The organism is Bacillus sp. S2(2019) (assembly GCF_005144805.1).
GTDB lineage: Bacteria > Bacillota > Bacilli > Bacillales > Bacillaceae > Bacillus > Bacillus altitudinis.
Genome location: NZ_SWFL01000002.1, coordinates 810135 through 832994, shown reverse-complemented (window position 1 = coordinate 832994; position 22860 = coordinate 810135). Strand labels below are relative to the sequence as shown.

Below are 22860 nucleotides of genomic sequence, written 5' to 3'. Positions count from 1 at the left end.
ATGGCAAATAAAAAGAAATTGATCTTGGATGTAGACACTGGAATTGATGATGCGATTGGTATTTTGCTTGCAGTGAAAAGTAAGCGGTTTGATATGTTGGGGATCACAACGGTGTGCGGGAATGTGTCTGTTGAAGCGGCGACGTTGAATACGTGTAAAGTGCTTGAGCTGGTTGAGGCAGAGGAAATCCCTGTCATCAAAGGTGCAGTAACGCCTCTTTTGAGAGCCCCTCATTATGAACATCGGGTGCATGGGGAGGATGGAATTGGCGGCGCTTTAAAGGACGCCCGGCCTAAGAAGACCGCAGATGAAGGTTTTGCGCCTGATTTTATCATTGACCAAGTGTTGAAGTATCCGAAGCAGGTTACGCTTGTGTTGACAGGGCCGTTAACGAATTTAGCCCTTGCGGTAAAAAAATGCCCTGAGCTGATTCATCACGTGAAAGAAGTCATTTTTATGGGGGGTGTCGTGCAGGGACAGGGGAATGTCACACCAGTTGCGGAATTTAATACATATGCAGATCCAGAAGCGGCGAAATTGGTGCTGGAGGCTGGTTTCCCTTCATTGACTCAAGTAGGGCTGGATGTCACGAGACAGGTCTTGTTAACGGATGAGAGAATTAATGCCATTCAAAATGAAACGTTAGCCAGTTATATCAGAGAGAGCACAAGCATTTATCGCCAGCGCTATTTTGAGCGGAATGGGGTGTGGGCATGTGCCATGCATGATCCGCTTGCTGTAAGTCTTGCAATTGATAAACAACTTGTGAATACACAGGCTTTTCATGTAGAAGTGGAGACGAAGAGTGAGTTCTGCGATGGTCAAATGATATGTGATTTTCAGCATCAATGGGGAAAAGATCGCAATCTTCAAGTGTGTATGGATGTAGATGCTGAAGGGTTTTTTGATTTAATGATCAAAGTCTTGAATTCTTAAAAAAGAAGTCTGTGCAAACAGGCTTCTTTTTTATAAGATGGGAACATGAGGAAATGTATGCGCTCACATGAATGAGGAAGGAGTGAAGTCAATTGGCTTCTGTCAGTTTAAGTAGTATGGATAAGATAAGGGCAGCAAGCAGAGGATTGCCGCCAAAACTGAAAGCAATTGCTGAGCATATTACGAGTGAGCCCCGCGACATCATCCATTTGTCGATTGTCGAGCTTGCCAAAAAGACAGAGAGCTCAGAGGCAACGATTTTTCGTCTTTGTAAAAGGCTTGGATTTGAGGGGTATCAAGATTTGAAGATTGCTATTGCCCAGGAAATAGACCAAACGAAGCCTGATTATGTAGATGAAGAGATGAGTCTTGACGATGATACTGCCATTTTTATGCAAAAGGTATTTCAGGCAAACATCACTGCATTAAAGGATAGTTTTCAATTGTTGAATCCAGAAGATGTAGAAAAAGCCGTACAATTAATCCATGAAGCAGAGCGCTTAGAGTTTTATGGCAGCGGTGGGTCTGGCCTCATCGCCACAGATGCTTTTCACAAATTTATGAGAACAGGCATCAACTGTATTGTTCATACAGATTCTCACTTTCAAGCGATGTCGGCAGGTCTGCTTGATCAAAAGAGCACAGTGCTTGGTATATCTCATTCTGGTCGAAATAAGGATTTACTGGATGCGATGAAAACAGCTAAGGAAAAAGGAGCGAAAACCATTGGCATTACAAGCTATCAGCGTTCTCCATTGAGTCAGCTTGCAGATGTCACGCTGTATACATCAACGCAAGAAACGGCTTTCCGAACGGAAGCGATGTCCGCTAGGCTTGCCCAGCTTACTGTGATTGATGTGCTATATTTTGCGCTTGCACATTTAAGGCAGCAGGAAACATTAACAAACTTAAAGCAAATGAGAGAAACCATTTCTCAAAAAAGAGTGTAATGGTTTCAAAAATAAATTTTTCTATTAGTGAAAAATGCTGTTGTGGTAATGATTCTAAGGTTTTAAATGAAAATTATTTTCTTTTTGGTCGTTGAATGTCGAAAAAAATATTCCTATAATGGGATTTATCAGGTACATCGGCACCACGACACCACGACACTTTATTTCAAATCAATGATTGGGCGTGATACAGATGAAGGGAAACCAGGCGGTAATTGGTTTGGATATTGGAACAACAAGTACAAAGGCGGTTCTATTTGGACCACAGGGGAAAGTCATATCAAAACATTCTGTTCCTTATGACCTCATTCACCCCCAGCCAGCATGGGTTGAGCAGAACCCTGAACATATTTTAGATGCTGTGATTGCGAGTGTAAGAGGCGCATTGACGAAAGCAGCATTTGATGCAAAAAACCTCATAGGTGTGGGAATTAGTACGGCGATGCATTCCTTAATCGTCATGGATGAAAATGGAAAAGCATTAACAAACAGTATCATTTGGGCTGATAACAGAAGTGCAGAACAAGCGAAACGAATCATAGCGGACTTAGATGGCTTTCAAATTTATAAAAGAACCGGAACACCGATCCATCCAATGTCACCGCTTTCAAAAATACGATGGATCAAGGAAATGACACCTGACGTCTTCAATCAGGCAGCAAAATTCATTTCCATCAAAGAGTATGTTCTTTATCATTTCTTCGGTCAGTATGTGGTCGATTATTCAATAGCATCAGCAACAGGACTGTTCCGATTGGAAACGCTTCAATGGGACGAGAAGGCACTACGTATTGCAGGAATTCAGGTGAATCAGCTGTCTGAACTTGTTCCAACGACGCATCAGCTGCGTGGGCTTCAGCCAGAAATTGCGCTGCGAATGGGCATTGAAGAAGATACACCATTTGTTGTGGGTGCAAATGACGGTGTACTAGCGAATCTTGGTGTTGGTGCAATTGGCAAAGGTGAGGTAGCAGTCACGATTGGGACAAGTGGTGCAGTACGTACAGTCGTAGATCAGCCAATTACAGATGAGCAATCAAGAACATTTTGCTATGCATTGACGGACAAGCATTGGGTCGTCGGAGGACCGACCAATAACGGCGGAATTATGCTGAGATGGCTGAAGGATGAATTTGGGTCGTCAGAGGTGGAGGTAGCAAAGCGTCTAGGTGTAGACCCTTACGATCTAATGATTGACATTGCAGAAAAGGTTCCAGCTGGCTCAGAAGGACTGCTGTTTCTACCATTTTTAACAGGTGAGCGAGCACCTTATTGGAATCCAAACGCAAGAGGCACGTTCTTTGGGATTGGTCTTCAGCATAAGCGCGAGCACTTTATTAGAGCCGTGTTAGAAGGCGTCATTATGAGTGTTTTCTCGATCGGTGTGGCACTAAGAGATTTAACAGGTCCAGCGAAGGATGTCAGGGCTTCTGGTGGATTTGCGAGATCCCCTCTATGGCGACAGATTTTGGCAGATACGATGGGCAGAGAAGTGCTCGTTCCAGAGAGCTACGAGGCTTCCGCACTTGGGGCGGCTGTCCTTGCACTTCATAGTTTAGGTCATATGGAAGAGATAGAAGAGGTGCAGGAATGGATTCGTATTTCTGCCCGCCATGAACCAAATATGAAGAACAACGAAACATACATAGAGCTGTTTTATTTATATGAGCGTCTCTATGACAAACTGAAGGATGAATTTGATGTCATTAGTGCGTTGCAATTAAAACAAAATCGTTAAACATCGGGGAAAAGGTGGGAGAACATGCTTTTATTCATTGTGATTGCGGCGATTGTCCTTTTACTCATTCTCATTACAGTCGCTAAGTTGAATCCGTTTGTGAGTTTGATCATTACCTCTATGCTAGTAGGTTTTGCTACAGGAATGGATTTACAGGAAATCATTCAATCGATTAAAACGGGATTAGGGAACACGTTATCATTACTGGCGATTGTGCTAGCGCTTGGGACGATGCTTGGGAAAATGATGGCTGAGTCAGGGGGCGCTGAGCGGATCGCTCAAACACTCATCAGCCGATTTGGGACGAAGAATGTGCATTGGGCGATGATGTTTGTAGCCTTTATCGTGGGGATACCTGTCTTTTTCCAGGTCGGATTTGTTCTTCTCATTCCCTTACTCTTTACCATTGCGATTGAAACGGGCATTTCGCTCGTGACGATTGGGATTTCATTAATCGCAGGCTTGTCTGTTGTGCATGGGTTAGTCCCGCCTCACCCAGCTGCAATGGCAGCAGTAGGCATCTATCATGCCAACGTGGGGAAAACGATTTTCTTTTCAATCATCGTCGGTTTGCCAACAGCTATTATTGCTGGACCGCTGTACGGTAAGTGGATTGGAAAACGGATACATAAACCAGTTCCAGAGCTGCTCAGAAAGCAATTCACGGAACGAAATGCTGATCGGAAGCTTCCAGGTTTTGCAAATACGATGTTTACCATTTTGGTGCCGGTCATTCTTATGCTGCTTGCCACGTTGGCGGACATTATTTTGCCAGAGGATAGTATGTGGTATCAGATGTTCAAGTACATTGGAGATCCTATAACAGCTTTACTGATTGCGACAGTGTATTCTTTCTTTAGCCTTGGCTTTATACAAGGGATGAGCCGTGACCGAGTGCTGTCATTCAGTAATGATTGTTTGGGACCGATCGCTTCCATTCTGCTTGTGATTGGTGCAGGCGGAGCGTTCAATAATGTATTGATCGATTCAGGCGTTGGGGATTATATTGCTGATTTAGCCAAACACTCCCCAATCTCACCGATTTTACTTAGCTGGCTGATTGCTACGGTTATTCGTGTGGCAACAGGATCTGCTACAGTATCCATGATGACAGCGGCCGGAATTGTAGCCCCAATCGCTGCATCCATGCCGGATGTGAGCAGAGAGCTGCTTGTTTTAGCAACAGGAGCGGGTTCACTGATTTTGTCTCATGTCAATGACTCTGGTTTTTGGCTGATCAAAGAGTATTTTGGTATGACCATTAAAGAGACGTTCTTGACATGGACGGCTATGGAGACCATCATTTCCGTTAGCGCCATTGCATTTATTATGATCATTAATATGTTTATATAACGGCACAACAGCTCAATTCTTCGGGATTGGGCTGTTTTTGGTTTGTTGTTATGCCGCTTTTGACAATTTAGGATAAAATAATGATATTGAGCTATGGGAGGCGGACACGATCGAACCTTTAAAACATGTATATAATAAACCATTTATTCAACATTTAGCAGAAAAACTTGCGCAAGCGTCAACTGTATTTGATGCTGATCACTTTCAGCAGCTTGTGTTTCAAGAGGATTGGGAGCAGCTCGAGTTGAAAGGACGAATGAGAAGAGTAACTGAATCGATGCACGCCTGTCTGCCTGAGGATTATGAGAAGGCAATCGATGTACTGCGTCAGACAGCACCGCATTTTACAGGGCTCAGTGCGCTTGTATTTCCAGACTACGTCGAGACATATGGTGTTGACCATTGGAATATCTCGATCAAAGCACTTGAATTCTTTACACCGTTTTCCACTGCTGAATTTGCCGTTCGACCTTTTCTCATTCGAGATCAAGAGAAAATGCTGGCGCAGATGCTTGTGTGGTCACAGGATCAAAATGAACATATTCGCCGTCTCGCTAGTGAAGGATGCAGGCCTCGTTTGCCGTGGGGATTATCCGTCCCTGCGCTGAAAAAGGACCCTTCTGTCACGCTGCCCATTTTAGAAAATTTGAAGTCAGATTCGGCCAAGTATGTGCAAAAAAGTGTGGCGAATCATTTAAATGATATTTCTGCAATTCAGCCAGACCTCATGAAGCAAATGGTCAAAAGCTGGTATGGAACCAATGAACATACAAACTGGATTGTCAAACATGCATCCCGTACGTTATTGAAAAAAGGCGATCCAGATATCATGGCTTTATTTGGCTATGGAGATGATCCGTCTATCCAAGTAACGGATTTGAAGGTGACGCAAGACCCCGTTCGTATTGGAGAGAAACTGACCTTTCATTTTATTCTTCAGGTTGATAAGCCATTAAAGCTGCGCGTAGAGTATGCCATTGATTACGTGAAAGCTCGTGGTACACGCAATCAAAAGGTATTTAAAATCACAGAATTTGAAACAGGATCGGCGCTGCATAGAGAATTTGTCCGGTCACAGTCGTTTCAAAATATGACAACGAGAAAGCACTATGAGGGCATTCATACATTAACCATCATCATCAACGGCATCCCAAAAGCGTCTGTTGATTTCGAAGTCGCAGCAGCTGCTCATGAAAAAACCCGCCACTGAGGCGGGTTTCAGCGTGTAGACAAACCCTCGCATTCGGTGTCAGTCCTGCGCGCTGGTGCTCACGAATGTCAAATTCGCTCCGCGCCAGTACTCGTCCTTCCTAGACTGCAAAGGTTTTCTATCACGCTGAAAAGAAGACAAAGGGCTAAAATCAAGTTCATTTTAGCCCTTTGTCAACAATTTGATACCCGCCACTGAGGCGGGTTTTTGCTTCGTTTCTAAGCTTTCTTTTTCATTAAGAATGAAGCAATGATGGCGGCTGCTAAGAAACCGATACTGATAATCGAGCTAGGTAAGTTCTCTGGTCTGAATAGGAACAGAACAAAACTGACACTGAGTACAAGACCAGCAAATAAAGTGAAATACGGAAATAACCAAACTTTGAAATACGGTTCCTGCGGATATCTTGGACGCAGTTTCAAATGAGCCAGACAGATGCTGATCCAAATAAGAGAAACCGCAAAACCAGGGATAGCCAGCATATAGCTGAAAATTTGATCTGGGTACAAGTAAGCAAAGAATGTTCCGATTAAAAGAAACAGAACGGTCACCCATAAACTTAAAATAGGTACACCTCTTTTGTTGACCTGTGCCAGCTTTTTTGGACCGCCGTCTGATTTAGATAGAGAATGAATCATTCTCGTCGTACCGTAAATACCAGAGTTGGCGGCAGATAGAACAGCTGTAATTAAGACGAAATTAATGAAGTGAGAGGCACCCTGCATGCCAGCTGCTGAAAAGACTTGGACAAAAGGACTGTTATTCGGATCGATTTGATTCCAAGGAATGAGTCCGCAAATAATCAAAATCGGCAGTGTGTAAAACAAGATGATGCGCCACATCATACTTTTGACAACACCAGGTAACACCTTTTCTGCATCCTTTGTTTCTGTAATGGTCAGCCCGATCAATTCAGAGCCTCCATACGAGAAGATCACTACTAATAATGAGGCAAAGACAGCACCCCATCCGTTCGGGACAAAGTTTTGGTAATTGGTGAGAACAGGCGTGCTTTGTTCGCTCGGAATGATTCCAAATAATAATGCAGCACCGAGAATAATAAACACAATAATAACGAAAATCTTCATTCCAGCGAACCAAAACTCAATTTCACCAAAGTATTTTACATTATTTAAATTAATTCCGATGACTAAGAGCGAGCAAAGTAAACATAAAGACCATAATGGTACGTTTGGCATCCAATATTGAAGCAAACTCCCCGCTGCAATGATTTCAATGACACATACAGTGAGCCACATAAAACAGTAAACCCATCCGACAACAAATGAAAAACGTTGACCAAGCGCAATCTGTATGAGGTCGCGAAGGTTATTCCCCGGGTAGACGATGGCCATTTCAGCTAAAGCCGCCATGACAATGAGAAGAAGCAATCCAGCAAATACATAGGAAAAGATAACTCCAGGACCTGCTAAGCCGATTGTATCGGCACTTCCTTTAAAGATTCCTGTACCAATGACCCCGCCCATCGCAATCATGCGAATATGACGCGGCGATAAAAGCTTTTTTAATTCGTGTTGTTCCTGATTCGCGCTCATGACGTTCTCCTTTTTTAAAATGCTTATGTTCCATTTTCTTTTTTCGAGCGGTCAGTGTCAATATAAAAAAAGAGATTTTTCAGACAAAATAGGCGGTTGATTCTATCAAATGAGCCGTTTTCTTCCATAAATCTTTTCCATGACCCATCCCCAAAATCTGAAACTTCGTGAAAAAATGAACTTTTGCCTTCATTCTGACATAAACAATTTTCAGTTTTTGTCGATATATCTTTTGTATTACTAAAGTCCTAATAAAGAATTGTTTATAACTGTAAAATATTTCAAAAACGTACGAAAGAATGAAAGGAGTTATTGAAGATGTTTATGAGAAAAGCAAGTGATTCATCGTCGGAGGCCCTTCTAAGTGAAAGCAGTCAATTAGTTGAACGAATAGAGAAGGGAGATTTTTCAGCCAGAATTGATACTGCTGCATTCTCTTCTAGTCAAACAATAGAAGCAGTGGCTCAAATAAATGAAGCGTTGCAAAAGATGCAAGAAGCGCAAGAAGATATTCATATGCGTATGAATTTAGTGACAAAAGCCATTCAAGTGGGTCTATGGGATATGACGGTTGTAGCAGGAGATCCTGTGAATCCAAAAAACGAATTCACATGGACGGATGATTTCCGCAGAATGCTAGGTTTCCAAAATGAAAACGATTTTCCGAATGTCTTAGACAGCTGGGCATCTCGAATTCATCCAGATGAGCAGGAATACACCTTGAATGCATTCTCTACGCATTTATTGGATCATTCTGGCCGTACACCGTATGATATCGAGTATCGTCTGAAGTTGAAAAATGGCGATTATCGCTGGTTCAAAGCAACTGGAACGACGATTCGAGATCGAAATGGTGTACCTCTTCGTGTGGCAGGGGCTCTTTTTGATATTCATGATCAGAAATTGAAAGAAGAAGAGCTGCAAGCATTCGTGACAAGATATGACTTGATCAACCGTGCGCTTGTGGAAGCGCCTTGGGATATGGTTGTAGAGGCTGGCGATCCTGTCAATCCAAACAATGAATTCTGGTGGTCTCCACAGTTTAGAAAAACGCTTGGTTTTACAGATGAAAAGGATTTCCCGAACGTGTTGAGCAGCTGGAGTGATCGTTTGCATCCTGAAGATAAAGAATCGGCTCTCCAAGCTTTTGCGGATCACTTAAATGACCATTCTGGCCGCACACCATTTGACATTGATTATAGATTGCAGAGTAAAAATGGCGAGTATCGCTGGTATCATGCGGGCGGTGAAACCATTCGTGATGAGAAGGGTGTCCCTTTACGTGTCGCAGGAACGATTCGTGATATTACGTTAGAAAAAAATAAAGAAAAAACAGCGAATGAAATGGCTTCTCAAGTAGAGCAGCTTTCAAGTTCTATTAGTGAAATGGTATCTGGCATCAGTTCTGTGACAAACCAAGCACAAGAGCTTGCTGTCGCTCAAGAGCAGTCAACGTCTGCTGCTAATCTGGCGAAAAACAGTGCAGATGAGACGAAGAACATTTCAGACTTAATCAAAGAAGTGGCAAACCAAACGAATCTGCTTGGTTTGAATGCCGCGATTGAAGCAGCAAGAGCAGGCGAGCAGGGACGCGGTTTCTCAGTCGTTGCCGATGAAGTGCGTAAGCTAGCGCTTCATAGTGCCAATGCGACAGAAAATATCGAATCTAGTTTAACTGAAATGAAAACACAAATCGATCAAATTCTTGAAAATATCTCCAATATGACAGCTCTTACGCAAACACAGGCTGCTTTAACAGAGCAAGTGAACGCTTCAGTTGATGAAGTGAATCATATGTCTCAGCGTCTGGTGGCATATTCAAAGAGTATCTAATGTCAAAAAACCGCCTTTTCATCAGAAGGCGGTTTTTTTATTTAAGCATGATCCGCTGGGAAAACAATACCGGCGTCTTTCCTAGCGGCTTCAAGAACCTTCATGACAGAAAGACTGTCATCAAGCCATTCATAACACTTTTCGACATTTCCTGTTTCAATGATATGCTGAAATGCTTCCGCTTCATAAAACAGGCGGTTTGAATTGGTTTGTGCATTGAGTGAAGTGACTTGGTCTCCTATATGCAGCAACACTTCCTCACAGCCATTCGCACCATTTTTCACATGCAGGAACCCTTTTTCCCCTTGAATCAAAGCGAAATTCATACTGCTTGTATCTTTGCTGCCAACACTTGTGGCGATGAAATCATTGTAAGTAAAAGTTAAAACACCAGATGTGTCGATGCCGTTTGGATGGCGGTTGGCCTGGTAACGAATGTCTTTCGGTGAACCAAATAGATTCATAATGAAATGAACATTGTAAATGTTAATATCCATGAGGGCACCGCCAGAAAACTCTGGGTTAAAGACATTCGGCGTTTCCCCGGCGAGCAGCTGATTATATTTACTTGAATATTGACTATAGTTGCATTGAACGAGTTTGATTCTGCCTAATTGATGAAGGTGTTTTTTGATTAAATGATAGTTGGGCATATGAACGGTCGTAATGGCTTCAAATAGGAAGAGCTGCTTTTCCTTTGCGAGAGCGATTAAGGCTTCTAGCTCTTTCACATTAGAGGTAAAAGGCTTTTCGCAAATCACATGTTTTCCGTGTTTCAATGCAGCCGTGGCATGCTCGCTATGTAAACGATTGGGTGATGCGATATATACCGCTTCTATGTGGGGATCTTCTAACATAGCGGTTAAATCCGTATAAGTCGTTTGCACCCCAAATTGATCTGCGAGTTTCTTTGCCGTAGCTTCCTTCCTTGAATAGACAGCGTGGCAAGAAGCACCTTCAAGCTGTTCAATTGCCTGGAGGAAACCTTCCACAATCACACCTGTTCCAATGGTTGCTATTCTCATTCTATTCATAACCCCTTCCATACGATTGATGTCACGTCAAGCTGTCTCTAGTATACCTGATGTTTTCATACAACGTGTACTTAACAGCTAGGCGCAGAGGGGTGCCAGTAAAAAATACCGGCACATCTTTGGCAGTCTCTACAATTAACTAATGTTAGCTAATGTTTGTTTCGTTAACAGTTGAATGGCCGCCTTCCTCTTTTTTAACTCTTGAATGGATTTTTGAATATCTTCTACTTTTTGTTCGAGCAGCTGTTCCGCTTCTGTTTTCGACTGTTTCTCGAATAGTGACGTGATAATTTCTCGAATTTCTTTGAGTGAAAAATCTAGCTTTCTTGCTTCAGTGATAAAGGATAGCATGAGTACATATTTTTTATCATATAAACGATAGCCGTTATGTGCTCTCTTAGGCTCGGGGAGCACACCCTCATTTTCATAAAAACGAATGGTTTCAATATGTACACCAGACATTTTTGACAATTTGCCTCTCGTAAATGTAATCATTCCCTGCACCTCCTTTCTTTGCTATCCATCATACAATTAGATTTGCTAGTTTCAAAATATTCTCCGATGAACATTTGTTCCTTTTCATACTGTTAAAATGACAGGTCTGTCCTATTCACAGCGGATTTCATAGAATAGGTTATAATAGATGAGGATGAAGTGATTTTTTGTTACAGATATGAACAAGTAGACAGTGTGAGAAAAAAACGATAGGCTAAAATAGGTACATAGTATGATGAACAGCATGTGATCATGTAGATGATCACTCAAAATAGTGACAGCATGTTTTGCTGAGAAAAGGGGAGCAGTGAATGTATAAATTAGTCGCAATTGATATGGATGGTACGTTATTAAATGATCAGCATATGGTGCCGGATGAGGTGTTTGAAGCCATTCAACAGGCGAAGGCAGAAGGCGTTAAAATTGTTTTATGTACAGGCCGGCCGATTGGCGGGGTGCATCGCTATTTAAAAGAGCTGCAGCTTGATCAAGAGGGGGATTATGTCATCGCCTATAATGGAGCGCTTGTACAAAACAGCCATACAAATGAAGTCGTATCAGAATTAACTTTATCCTATGATGATTTGACTTCTTTATATGAACTGAGCCGTCAGCTGGATACACCTATGCATTATTTCGATTCAGCTCATCTATACACACCAAATCGGGATATTAGTGAATACACGGTACTTGAATCGTACTTAACGAAATTGCCGCTCAAGTATTTACCTGTCGAAGAGGCAGACCCATCCATGAGACTTCCGAAGATGATGTATATTGATCAGCCGGAACGTTTGGAAAAGACGATACAAGCCATTCCATCTGAAGTGAAGGATCAGTACATGATGGTAAAAAGCACAGATTTCTTCCTAGAAATTCTTCATCCTGATGTGAGCAAAGGGAATGCTGTGAAGCTTCTAGCGCATGAACTGGGGATTTCTCGTGAAGAAGTGATGGCGATTGGTGACAATGGGAACGACGTGTCGATGCTAGAATTTGCGGGCTGTGGCGTTGCGATGGGAAATGCCATTGAAGATGTCAAAGCAGTTGCGGATGTTGTGACAAAATCCAATAACGAAGCAGGAGTAGCACATGTTCTGCATGAGCGAGTCATCGGAAAATAAAGAAAGAGCGGTCTACCAATGAGGTAGCCGCTTTTTTATATGTGTGAGAAAAAGTAAACAAGCATACGTCTGCTGTTCAAATTTGTTTTTTCGAGCATCGCCTTTACATGATCATGCACCGTATGAGGCGAGATAAATAACGTACTGGCAATTTCTTTTGTGGATTGTCCTTTTATTAAGCAGTCAAGGACGTTCATTTCTCTTTCTGTTAGCCGATATGTTTTCGCTATATAAGGAAGGATGTCACTTGTTTGAGCTCGTTTAATATGAATCATGACAGCCTCTTCCTGCCCGGCTGCTTGTGCTAAACGAAATGCTTGAAGAGAGAGAAAACGCCCTGTCGGCATTCTGGTGATGCTGACCGCTGTTTGGTCACCGCCGCCATATAAAAGCTTAGCACCTAATGCTCTAAACGGACGGGGCATGATGGCACCGTCATGAATTTGCTCAAAGGTTTGGAAGGTGTGGAGCCAATGAAGACCGGTTTCATTTCCATAAAGAAGATGGTAATCGTGTGAAAGAATGAGGAAGCCTTGGTGTTCCGCCGTTTCATCTTCTTCCGTTTCTCTTCTTTTAAAAAGTTCATCTCTCAGCTTGGCTGCGAGTGCTGGTGTTTGGCGACTAACCGCTTGTATATCTTGTTCATGAAAAGGTTCCTTCTCCTTTTTCCGATAAAGGCTGGCGATTCCCCAGCATTCACCTTGAATCACAAGGGCTGCCCGCAATTCATCTGCCCATCCGTTAGGCAACAAAATGTGCTGGTATCGACCACTATTGAGGTATTCTCCGCTTTGGACGAGACTGGCAACGTGGACAGGACCTTTCGCTAGATCTTCATGCTGGTGCACATCTTTTTTTAAATATTCATTTTGAAACAGCTCGTTATGTATGGCTTCAATCGGTTCATCTGTAAAAGAACCCGTCGAGAGGAGAGTAGCTGGATCAATGGTTGTGATACAGGCAGCATCAAAATCACAGATAGCAGCAAGTTCATCTCGAATGTTTTTTCTCAGCTGCTGAAAATGAGCGGCTGGATTGTTCATTTGATCTCCTCCTCAATATCCCCACTTTTAGGGATCGTTTTTTCTCATCTATCTTCTTACAATGAAGATAACATACCGTTAGTGTAAAGGGAACGAAGCAAAGCGGAAACTGGAGGAGAAGACATATGAGTGTAAATCAACATTGGCATGATCCTGTTGCTGAATCCTATGCGGCGACAATTGCACATAAAGTACCGGGCTATCATCTTTTGCATGAGCTGACAGTGGATAGAGTAGAAATCGAATTAATGGGAGCGGCTTCTCGCATGTTAACAGTCGGAGCAGGTGGGGGCGAAGAGATCATCAACATGCTTCAAAGAAATAAAGACTGGCATATCATAGGGGTTGATCCATCTCCAACCATGCTTGATATGGCCAAGCGCAGAGTGGCACAGCTTCATATGCAAGATCGCGTCACATGGTATGAGATGGCCTTAGACAAAGTGCCGGTTGAAAAGTTGTACGATGCAGCAGTAAGTTTGCTTGTCATTCATTTTGTAAAAGATCAGCTGACCTTTTTACAGGAGATCGCCCGCCGGCTTCAGCCAGGGGCGCCTCTCGTGCTGGCGTTTATTCAAGGAGACCCAGAAACGCCTGCATTTCAGCAGGAGCTTCATATGCTTTCTCTATTCATGAAGCGTCAAGGCTTGGGAAAGGAAGTGTTTACGTCCTTCCGAGAAAGGCTGGGTGTCACAACATATCCCGTGTCTGAAGAAAAGATGACAGCACAATTAACCGAAGCGGGATTTCAAGACATCAGACCTTATTTTCAAGCTGGCATGATCAAAGGGATTGTTTGTAAAAGAGGCAATAGAAAGGCGGTTGGAAAATGAGGTCAAAAGTGATGGTGATAGGCGGCTATGGACATGTGGGGCAGCAAATATGTCTTCAATTAAGTGACGTGTATCCAGGCCAAGTCTTTGCGGCTGGCCGAAGTTATGAGAAGGCTGAACAATTTGCACGCCAAACGAATGGGCGTGTACGTCCATTTCAGATAGACGTAAGACAACCAATGGATACGGACTGGATGGATGAAACGAAACTCGTGATCATGTGTCTTGATCAAGATGACACGTCATTTGCTGAAACATGCTTACGGTCAGGTATTGATTATCTCGATATTTCAGCAAAAGGAGCCTATATTGAGAAGCTAGCAAAGGTCCAGCAATCATTGAACGCAACGGCTGTGCTGAGCGTAGGTCTTGCACCTGGTCTCACCAATTTGCTTGCAGCGAAGGCGGCATCTATTCTGACCTCTGTGGAGCAAATTGATATTAGTATCATGCTTGGGTTAGGCGACCAGCATGGAAAAGCAGCTATTGAATGGACGCTTGATCATGTGCATACGGATTATGAGCTGACGAAGAATCATCAGCGAAAGAAAGTCAAAAGTTTTACTGGAGGGAAACGCATTGATTTTGGCAAAACGCTTGGAAAGCGGCAAGCCTATCAGTTTCCTTTCTCTGACCAGCAAACATTGCCTTCGACGCTCCATGTGCCTTCTGTGACAACAAGGCTCTGTTTTGATTCTCGCGCGGCGACACGTGCATTTGCTCTCACAAGGAAACTCGGAATGACGTCCCTTCTCACGATGCCGAAAATCAAGGAACGTGCCATTTCACTGATTCAATCTGCTCAAATGGGTACAGATCAATATGCAGTGAAAGTGGAAGCGGTAGGAATGAAGGGTAACGAAATTCATCAAGCAGCGCTTGGAATAAAAGGTCGCGATGAGTCTCAAGCAACGGCTCAAGTCGCAAGTGCTGTGGCACTGCATGTATTGAGCAAGCAGTTTCAGGCAGGTGTCTTTCATATCGAAGAATTATTTTCATTAGCGTATGAGAATGGTGATTTTGCGTTGGTGGATCAAAAAACGAACGAAAAGCACGCATTAGCATTGAGAGCCAGCCTTTTAACGGCATAAAAGAAAACGACAAAAGATACGCATCAGCTCAAAAGTACAGGTCAGTCATGTGGGCGCTTTATTCATAATCCGAAAACAACCGCTTGCTCTCCATGAAATGGCCGAGAGGTGGAAGAGATTTAATCAAGGGTTGTAGTCGGAACTGATATAATGGTTATATTGGGCAAATAAATCTCAAGTGGGTGTTTACAAGTGTTAGATACAGAACAAGATGTAGTGAAGAATTATATAGATTCACCCCAAAAATTGAAAAATTTATATAGACGAGTATTGTTCGTTGTCAGTCTATCGCAAATATTTGGAGGGGCTGGAATAGCTGCAGGAATTACGGTAGGTGCCATTTTAGCGCAACAAATGCTTGGAACTGAAGCCTATGCAGGAGTCCCAATCGCTTTATTTACTTTGGGGTCAGCTGGGTCAGCTTTCATTGTAGGAAAGCTTTCGCAACGTTATGGACGACGCATCGGTTTATCGACAGGTTTTGTTGCTGGAGGGCTCGGAGCAATTGGCGTTGTGCTGGCAGCTATGATGAATAGTGTCATTTTATTATTTGCATCGCTCTTCATTTACGGAGCAGGAACATCCACGAACTTACAAGCGCGTTATGCTGGGACGGACTTAGCGAATTCTAAACAGCGTGCAACTGCCATTAGTACAACAATGGTCATGACAACATTTGGAGCAGTAGCAGGTCCGAATTTAGTTGAAGTGATGGGTAAATTTGCAGTGTCCATTGGTGTTCCAGCACTTGCCGGTCCTTTTATTTTATCAGCAGTAGCATTTATTGTAGCTGGTCTTGTCCTTTTTATTCTGTTGCGTCCTGATCCATTAGACATTGCCCGAAGAATAGCAACTTACAAAGCAGAACATGGTCATGGAAATAAAGCAGATGCTGCTGATAAAAAAACAGATAAAAAAGGGCTTACAGTAGGTGCCACAGTGATGATCTTAACTCAAATTGTCATGGTGGCACTCATGACCATGACACCGGTGCATATGCAGCATCATGGTCATGGATTAGCCGAAGTGGGCATTGTGATTGGTTTTCATATAGGGGCCATGTATCTTCCTTCACCTATCACGGGTGTACTTGTAGATAAACTAGGACGAACAGCTATGAGCATAGCGTCGGGCATCACATTGTTACTTGCTGGTTTATTAGCAGCATTCGCACCAAGTGATTCAATGATTCTATTAATCATTGCTTTGTCTTTACTTGGATTGGGATGGAACTTTGGTTTAATTAGTGGTACTGCTCAAATAGTGGATTCTACAGATCCATCAACCCGGGCAAAAACCCAAGGAACACTCGATGTTTTTGTTGCGTTAGCAGGTGCTTCTGGCGGTGCCCTTTCAGGAATGGTCGTGGCGAATACGAGTTATGCTACATTATCTTTAAGCGGAGGAATTTTATCGTTAATTCTCATCCCTGTCATCGTTTGGTCTTTTAAAAGTAAAACATAATGCAGCTCCGTGCTCATCCATCACAAAAAAAGACATGCCTCCAATCATTGGAAAGCATGTCTTTTTTTGAATCTTCTATCAAAATACACAGAGCAACTGCACACATGTCTTCACAGGATGCTAGCTTTCTTATGATGCTGAGGACACATCTCCTTTTTTCTTGATACTGGCTTTAATGAGCTCAGTCAATGTGTCAGAGCCTTTTGTGGAAAGGTGAACACCATCTGGCTGAAAATAGGATGGCTGTCCGGTAGCGGCTGAATGCCAATCGACTAAGCTCACATTGTGATGTTGATTGGCCACACGCTCAATGACTGCATTCACATCATTTTCCCAAGATCTTGGAACGCGAGTGTTCACAAGAAAAATATGAGCCTTCGAGAAATGTTGAATGAATGAGGTCAAAGTCCCCTCTGTAAAATAACCATTTGTGCCAAGCTCAATAATAACAGAGGCATCAGCCTTGTTAAAAGAAGCATATTGAGGGGCGATGCGGATGGCTTCGTTCATTTGCCTTCCGACCCTTGCGTCAATGGTGATGGGTTCATAGGCCTTTTCTAAATTTGAAGCAATGTCTAACATGACGGAATCACCAATGGCAAGAACTTGGTTAAATTGTTTAGGATCCGCTGCTTTTTTCTCATGTTTGTCTTTCTTTTTCTTCACTTTTGATTCTGTCTGACCGCCTGCCTTTTGGGGCGCTGTCTTAATTTGTGTTACTTCCTTGGCATGTGGGGATGTATGAGACGAGCTAGACATGCCAATGGTAAATAAAATCAAAAGGACTGCGGCAATCCCAAGAAACACTTTGTTGGACATAGACCATTGCTTGATTCCTGTTTTCCAAATCGACCAAGAGGCAAAATAGTGTCTAAACCCGAGTTTACGAATCGGCTGTTCGATCAAACGATAGGAAGCCTCTGATATGAGTAGAATTGCGATGAGCTGCAATGTGACACGTCCTATGGAAGGCTGTCCAATCTCAATGACCGGTGTGGTCAGCACGATAATTGGATAATGCCATAAGTAGATGCCATAAGACCGCTTTCCGAGCCAAACGAGTGGTTGAAAAGACAGCCATTTCCCAATAAGACTGGCAGGATGGCAGACACACGCAATTAAGATCGCTGCATTCAAACAGAATAAAAGCATACCGCCTTGGTAGAGAAAGCCGTCAAATTCGTCGACTGCATAAACACATAAGAGGAAAATGACCATCGAACCGAATCCGGCTATTTGTAACATACGTCTGCCGACAGGAAGTAACTTTCTGCTGGAAAGTCTGTGCATGGGCCAGACAAATGCAAGACTGCACCCGATGAGGAGTGCAAACGCACGTGTGTCTGTTCCATAATAGATCCTGCTTGGGTCAGTATCCGGTGAATAGAGAATGGCCATCCATAACGCAGATACAAGTGCCAGACCAAAGGTGATCATAGGAAGATGGGATCTATTTTTCACCCATTTCAGTCCAGCAATCAACAGTACAGGCCAAATGAGATAAAATTGCTCTTCAATCGCCAAAGACCATAAATTTTTTAGTGGAGATACAGCATTGAAGCTGTCAAAGTAAGAGAGCTGATGAAAAATATACCACCAGTTACTCACATAAAAAAAGGACGATAAGGCATCGCCACGAATGGACATTAATGCATTTGAACCAGCAATGGCGCACCAGCTGACGATTAAAAAAATCATGACGTAGGCAGCTGGAAGCAGCCTTCTGATGCGGCCCATCCAAAAAGGCAGAAGCTCTTGATAGCCCAAATCCTGCTTATGCAGCAAGATGGTTGTAATCAAGTAACCAGAAATCACAAAAAACAAATCAACGCCAAGAAACCCGCCGCTTGCGGGTTCAATATGTAAGTGATAAGCAATGACCGCCAATACGGCAACAGCTCTCAGCCCATCTAATCCTAATATGTAACGTAAACGGTTTTCCTTGCTGTTCATGAAAAAGAATCCCCCATCAATGTCAAACGCGTCTTTTTTGTTGTCACTCCAAAAGAACAACGATTCTTTTATTTTATATAAGATTAGACGAATCAGCATTACATTTTGTTGGCGAATTTCTGTCTTTTTTAAAATTTTTTTATATGAAGAATTATTCTAAGGCTTGAGGGATTCTTATTTTTATACTCAAACCGAAAATCCCTGTCATAATAAAAGAAGAAGGAAAGGGGATGTGTTGAATGAGAACGATTGAAAATGATCTGTTATTGGTTCAAATCAATGAGAGAGGTGCCGAGGTGAGAGAGGTGCTTCATAAAGAAAGTGGACGTCAATATATGTGGTCTGGTGACCCTGCTTATTGGGGCAGGGTGTCGCCCGTCTTATTTCCGATTGTCGGACGGTTGAAGGATGATCAATACAAGATAGACGATCAAACGTATCAACTCTCGCAGCATGGATTTTTGCGTGATGTTGATTTTGAACTATTTGAAGAAGCAAAAGATCAGGTGATTTTTCAATATCAATCAAATGGCCGTCACACGTCACAATATCCGTATGAATTTACAGCGCGCATCAGTTATGCACTGTCGGAAAATGGACTAACGATTTCCTGGGAAATTGTTCATGAAGGAGATGGCACGATGTATTTCTCGATTGGTGGGCATCCGGCATTTCATGTCCCGCTTGTTGAAGGCGAGCAGACAGCTGATTATTCACTCACATTGATCCCTTCCACCGAACATGATCCAATTCAATATGAACTTCATGATTCACTTGTGAGAGAGAAGAAGAAAGGTGTTGAGTTTGAGTCGATTCAACTTCGCCCAGAACTTTTTCAGAACGATGCAATGATCTTTAGTCATATTGAGCAAGTATCATTGACTTCTCAAGCAGGTCACGGCGTTGAGGTCGATCTCAGTGGTTTTCCGTTCGTTGGTATTTGGTCTCCATATGATCAAGAAAAGGGAACAATGGCTCCTTTTGTTTGTATTGAGCCTTGGTATGGGATCGCTGATATGGAAGGGACAAACGGGCAGTATAAGGAGAAATTCGGCATTCAAACCTTAGAGAAGCAAGAGACCTTTCACGCAGCTTACACCATTTTCTTTAAATGAACATTTGTGCATGGTGAAGTGAACAATTTGTTATGATAGAGGAAAAAAGGAGGCGTACGAATGGATCGGGACAAACAGCAATTAAGTATTGAAGCAGCAAGGCTCTATTACTTATCTGATTACAGTCAGCAGGAAATCGCCAAGCAGCTTGACCTGTCGAGGCCAACGGTGTCTCGTCTGCTTCAGTATGCGAAGGAAAAAGGGTACGTCCAAATTACAGTGATGGACCCATTTGAGGATTTAAATGAGCTGTCCTTATTGCTGAAAGAAAAATATGATCTGCTCGAGGCTCATGTGGTATTTTCGCCAAAGGACGATTATCCAACGATTACGGATTACTTGAGCCGGTTTGGTGCAGATTATCTTCAAAATACGGTGAAAGACGGCGATATCGTTGGAGTGAGCTGGGGCACCACGATGTATCAAATTGCTCAAAAGATGCAACCTAAACAGGTAAAAGGGGTAGAAGTGGTTCAGCTGAAAGGTGGAATCAGCCATTCACATGTGAATACATATTCTGCGGAAACGATTCAGCTGTTTGCATCAGCTTTTCAAACGGCACCACGCTATTTGCCACTGCCTGTTGTGTTCGATAGTGCCGCCGTTAAAGAGATGGTCGAACAGGACAGACATATTCAGCGCATTATTGAAATGGGCAAACAGGCAAATATCGCTGTGTTTACTGTTGGGACGGTAAGAGATGAGGCGCTTTTGTTTAGACTCGGTTATTTCCGTGAAGAAGAAAAGGCGCTGCTCAAGACATCCAGTGTCGGAGATATCTGTTCGCGTTTTTATGATCAAGAAGGACGCATTTGCAGTGAAGCGATTAATAATCGCACAATCGGTGTGGAGCTGGATGATTTGAGAACAAAAGAGCGCTCCATTCTTGTTGCTGGTGGACATCGAAAGGTTGCCTCTATCCATGGGGCGCTGAGAGGAAAATATGCGAACGTATTGATGATCGATCAGCACACAGCAAGAGCTCTTTTAAATGTCACAAAATAGATGAACAAAATTTCATAACTATATTTACAATTGTTCAATAGTCATTTAAGATGAAAGTATCATATTTAAAAGGAAGTGTGAATCATGACAATAGCAAAGCTCATTGATCATACAGCACTAAAACCAGATACATCTAAAGCTGCGATCATGCAGTTACTAGAAGAAGCAAAGACATATCAATTTGCTTCCGTTTGTGTGAACCCAACTTGGGTATCTCTTGCGGCGAAAGAACTAGAAGGAACAGGCGTTGATGTATGTACAGTCATCGGTTTCCCGTTAGGTGCAAACACAACAGCAGTGAAAGCATTTGAAACAAAGGATGCCATTGAAAACGGTGCAACTGAAGTGGACATGGTCATCAATATTGCGGCATTGAAAGATGGCGAATATGATGCAGTTGAACAAGATATTCGTGCCGTTGTAGACGCAGCAAAAGGCAAAGCCTTAGTGAAAGTCATCATTGAAACTTGTCTACTCACGGATGAAGAGAAAGTACAAGCTTGTGAACTTTCTGTAAAAGCTGGCGCTGATTTCGTCAAAACATCGACTGGATTTAGTACAGGCGGTGCAACAGCTGAGGACATCGCATTAATGCGTAAAACAGTTGGACCTGACATCGGTGTCAAAGCATCAGGCGGCGTGAGAACAAAAGAAGACGTAGAAGCGATGACAGCTGCAGGCGCAACCCGTATTGGTGCCAGTGCAGGCGTTTCCATTATTAAAGGGGATCAATCAGCTCCTTCTAAAGACTATTAATTCATACGATCCTATGGTAGGATAACAATCATGACTCATTAGATGATGAAAAAGTCATATGCGGAAGGGTCTCATTTCTGGGATTTTCTTCCGCAATTTGTTTGCGAAATAGGGTTTGTTCCATACAAGCACATTAATGTAAACGAATTCATTCAAGGAGGAAAAACATGAAATACGTCATTGGTATTATCGGTTTGCTGGTGATTCTCGCCATTGCATGGCTGGCAAGTAACGGGAAAAAGCGAGTGAAATTCCGTCCAGTCATTGTCATGATTGTACTGCAATTTATTTTAGGTTATATTCTGCTCAATACAGGTGTTGGGAACTTCCTAGTCGGGGGCTTTGCAAAAGGATTCCAAATGCTTCTAGGCTATGCTGGTGAAGGGATCAACTTCGTATTTGGCGGTTTAATGAATGATAATGCGTCAACTTTCTTTATCAATGTCTTGCTGCCGATCGTCTTCATTTCTGCCTTGATTGGTATCCTGCAGCATTGGCGTATCCTTCCGCTGATCGTACGCGGAATTGGGTATTTGCTTAGTAAAGTCAATGGAATGGGGAAACTAGAATCTTACAACGCCGTAGCGTCAGCGATTTTAGGTCAATCCGAAGTGTTCATTTCCATTAAGAAACAGCTTGGATTATTACCTCAACAGCGTCTTTATACATTGTGTGCATCTGCGATGTCGACTGTATCAATGTCCATTGTCGGTGCGTATATGCAAATGATTAAACCGGAGTACGTTGTTACAGCACTTGTGCTGAACCTATTTGGTGGATTTATTATTGCGTCTATCATCAATCCATATGAAGTGTCTAAAGACGAAGACATGCTTGAAGTCGTAGAAGAAGAAAGACAATCTTTCTTCGAAATGCTCGGCGAATACATTATGGATGGTTTCAAAGTAGCCATTGTTGTGGCTGCGATGTTGATTGGATTCGTTGCATTAATTGCGATGATTAATGGTATTTTCACAGCTGCCATCGGTGTTTCTTTCCAAGATGTACTTGGATATGTGTTTGCACCATTTGCTTTCCTTGTTGGTGTACCTTGGAGTGAAGCGGTACAAGCAGGAAGTATTATGGCGACTAAAATGGTATCTAACGAATTTGTAGCGATGCTTGCTCTATCTGGCGACGGTCTTCATTTCACTGCTCGTACAGAAGCGATCATTTCTGTATTCCTTGTGTCATTTGCGAACTTCTCGTCTATCGGTATCATTGCTGGAGCAGTGAAAGGCTTAAATGAAAAACAAGGAAACGTTGTCGCACGCTTTGGATTAAAGCTGTTATTCGGTGCAACACTCGTCAGCTTCTTAACAGCAGGCGTTGTCGGTTTGATTTACTAAACTAAAAAAGGAATGGTGAAAA

Annotated in this window: 19 protein-coding genes; 14 read left to right on the top strand and 5 right to left on the bottom strand. The window is 42.8% G+C overall.

All coding sequences use genetic code 11. From position 1 onward, the window contains the following. The 5 genes from FBF75_RS09370 to FBF75_RS09350 all read left to right on the top strand — a co-directional run bounded on the left by FBF75_RS09370 (position 1) and on the right by FBF75_RS09350 (position 6187). Positions 1 to 936 carry a nucleoside hydrolase gene (locus tag FBF75_RS09370; protein ID WP_099496961.1) on the top strand — a complete coding sequence of 312 codons (936 nt, stop codon included), beginning with the start codon at positions 1 to 3 and terminating at the stop codon, positions 934 to 936. 116 nt (positions 937 to 1052) lie between these two features. Then, the gene (locus FBF75_RS09365) at positions 1053 to 1886 is read left to right on the top strand and encodes a MurR/RpiR family transcriptional regulator (RefSeq protein WP_169476088.1); all 834 of its coding nucleotides are present in this window, start codon (positions 1053 to 1055) and stop codon (positions 1884 to 1886) included. A gap of 193 nt (positions 1887 to 2079) precedes the next feature. Next, positions 2080 to 3624: a gluconokinase gene (gene gntK, locus FBF75_RS09360; RefSeq protein WP_136944662.1), complete on the top strand. Its 1545-nt coding sequence runs from the start codon at positions 2080 to 2082 to the stop codon at positions 3622 to 3624. Positions 3625 to 3648: 24 nt separating this feature from the next. Next, positions 3649 to 4977 carry a GntP family permease gene (locus FBF75_RS09355; protein ID WP_136944661.1) on the top strand — a complete coding sequence of 443 codons (1329 nt, stop codon included), beginning with the start codon at positions 3649 to 3651 and terminating at the stop codon, positions 4975 to 4977. Between the two features lie 109 nt (positions 4978 to 5086). Next, positions 5087 to 6187 (top strand): DNA alkylation repair protein, encoded by a 1101-nt coding sequence (locus tag FBF75_RS09350; protein ID WP_052320660.1) that lies wholly within the window; start codon positions 5087 to 5089, stop codon positions 6185 to 6187. Between the two features lie 218 nt (positions 6188 to 6405). On the opposite strand, the gene FBF75_RS09345 is transcribed toward FBF75_RS09350, so the two are convergent. Then, positions 6406 to 7743, bottom strand: a complete 1338-nt coding sequence (locus tag FBF75_RS09345; protein ID WP_007498042.1) for an amino acid permease — start codon at positions 7741 to 7743, stop codon at positions 6406 to 6408. A 318-nt stretch (positions 7744 to 8061) separates the two neighbouring features. Between FBF75_RS09345 and FBF75_RS09340 the strand changes: the two genes are divergently transcribed. Then, a complete protein-coding gene (locus tag FBF75_RS09340) occupies positions 8062 to 9576 on the top strand; it encodes a methyl-accepting chemotaxis protein (protein ID WP_017358622.1) in 1515 nt (504 codons plus the stop codon). A 41-nt stretch (positions 9577 to 9617) separates the two neighbouring features. Here FBF75_RS09340 and FBF75_RS09335 read toward each other — a convergent pair whose 3' ends face one another. Both FBF75_RS09335 and FBF75_RS09330 read right to left on the bottom strand, forming a co-directional pair. Then, positions 9618 to 10601 carry a Gfo/Idh/MocA family protein gene (locus FBF75_RS09335; protein ID WP_008345742.1) on the bottom strand — a complete coding sequence of 328 codons (984 nt, stop codon included), beginning with the start codon at positions 10599 to 10601 and terminating at the stop codon, positions 9618 to 9620. Between the two features lie 144 nt (positions 10602 to 10745). After that, positions 10746 to 11105 (bottom strand): MerR family transcriptional regulator, encoded by a 360-nt coding sequence (locus FBF75_RS09330; RefSeq protein WP_007498034.1) that lies wholly within the window; start codon positions 11103 to 11105, stop codon positions 10746 to 10748. A 311-nt stretch (positions 11106 to 11416) separates the two neighbouring features. Here FBF75_RS09330 and yidA point away from each other — a divergent pair, with 311 nt between their 5' ends. Further along, positions 11417 to 12229, top strand: a complete 813-nt coding sequence (gene yidA, locus FBF75_RS09325) for a sugar-phosphatase (RefSeq protein WP_008345739.1) — start codon at positions 11417 to 11419, stop codon at positions 12227 to 12229. 35 nt (positions 12230 to 12264) lie between these two features. Here the strand turns inward: yidA and FBF75_RS09320 are convergent, their stop codons facing one another. Next, positions 12265 to 13272, bottom strand: coding sequence for a helix-turn-helix transcriptional regulator (locus tag FBF75_RS09320; RefSeq protein WP_136944660.1), 1008 nt, complete (start codon positions 13270 to 13272; stop codon positions 12265 to 12267). 125 nt (positions 13273 to 13397) lie between these two features. On the opposite strand from FBF75_RS09320, the gene FBF75_RS09315 reads away from it, so the two are divergent. The 3 genes from FBF75_RS09315 (at position 13398) to FBF75_RS09305 (ending at position 16660) form a co-directional block, all read left to right on the top strand. Beyond that, positions 13398 to 14105 carry a class I SAM-dependent methyltransferase gene (locus FBF75_RS09315; RefSeq protein ID WP_136944659.1) on the top strand — a complete coding sequence of 236 codons (708 nt, stop codon included), beginning with the start codon at positions 13398 to 13400 and terminating at the stop codon, positions 14103 to 14105. Further along, the gene (locus FBF75_RS09310; RefSeq protein ID WP_136944658.1) at positions 14102 to 15196 is read left to right on the top strand and encodes a saccharopine dehydrogenase family protein; all 1095 of its coding nucleotides are present in this window, start codon (positions 14102 to 14104) and stop codon (positions 15194 to 15196) included. Before FBF75_RS09315 ends, FBF75_RS09310 begins: the two co-directional genes overlap by 4 nt. A 192-nt stretch (positions 15197 to 15388) precedes the next feature. After that, positions 15389 to 16660: an MFS transporter gene (locus FBF75_RS09305; RefSeq protein ID WP_046526804.1), complete on the top strand. Its 1272-nt coding sequence runs from the start codon at positions 15389 to 15391 to the stop codon at positions 16658 to 16660. A 129-nt stretch (positions 16661 to 16789) separates the two neighbouring features. On the opposite strand, the gene FBF75_RS09300 is transcribed toward FBF75_RS09305, so the two are convergent. Further along, complete coding sequence (locus FBF75_RS09300) at positions 16790 to 18613, bottom strand: acyltransferase family protein (RefSeq protein ID WP_136944657.1); 1824 nt, start codon at positions 18611 to 18613, stop codon at positions 16790 to 16792. Positions 18614 to 18852: 239 nt separating this feature from the next. Between FBF75_RS09300 and FBF75_RS09295 the strand changes: the two genes are divergently transcribed. The 4 genes from FBF75_RS09295 to FBF75_RS09280 all read left to right on the top strand — a co-directional run bounded on the left by FBF75_RS09295 (position 18853) and on the right by FBF75_RS09280 (position 22838). After that, positions 18853 to 19728 (top strand): aldose 1-epimerase family protein, encoded by an 876-nt coding sequence (locus FBF75_RS09295; RefSeq protein ID WP_035702610.1) that lies wholly within the window; start codon positions 18853 to 18855, stop codon positions 19726 to 19728. Between the two features lie 60 nt (positions 19729 to 19788). After that, on the top strand, positions 19789 to 20733 hold the full coding sequence (locus tag FBF75_RS09290; RefSeq protein ID WP_048002487.1) for a sugar-binding transcriptional regulator: 945 nt from the start codon (positions 19789 to 19791) through the stop codon (positions 20731 to 20733). A gap of 84 nt (positions 20734 to 20817) precedes the next feature. Further along, positions 20818 to 21489, top strand: coding sequence for a deoxyribose-phosphate aldolase (gene deoC / locus FBF75_RS09285; RefSeq protein WP_017358631.1), 672 nt, complete (start codon positions 20818 to 20820; stop codon positions 21487 to 21489). Between the two features lie 167 nt (positions 21490 to 21656). Further along, positions 21657 to 22838 carry a NupC/NupG family nucleoside CNT transporter gene (locus tag FBF75_RS09280; RefSeq protein WP_017358632.1) on the top strand — a complete coding sequence of 394 codons (1182 nt, stop codon included), beginning with the start codon at positions 21657 to 21659 and terminating at the stop codon, positions 22836 to 22838. Positions 22839 to 22860: the final 22 nt, after the last annotated feature.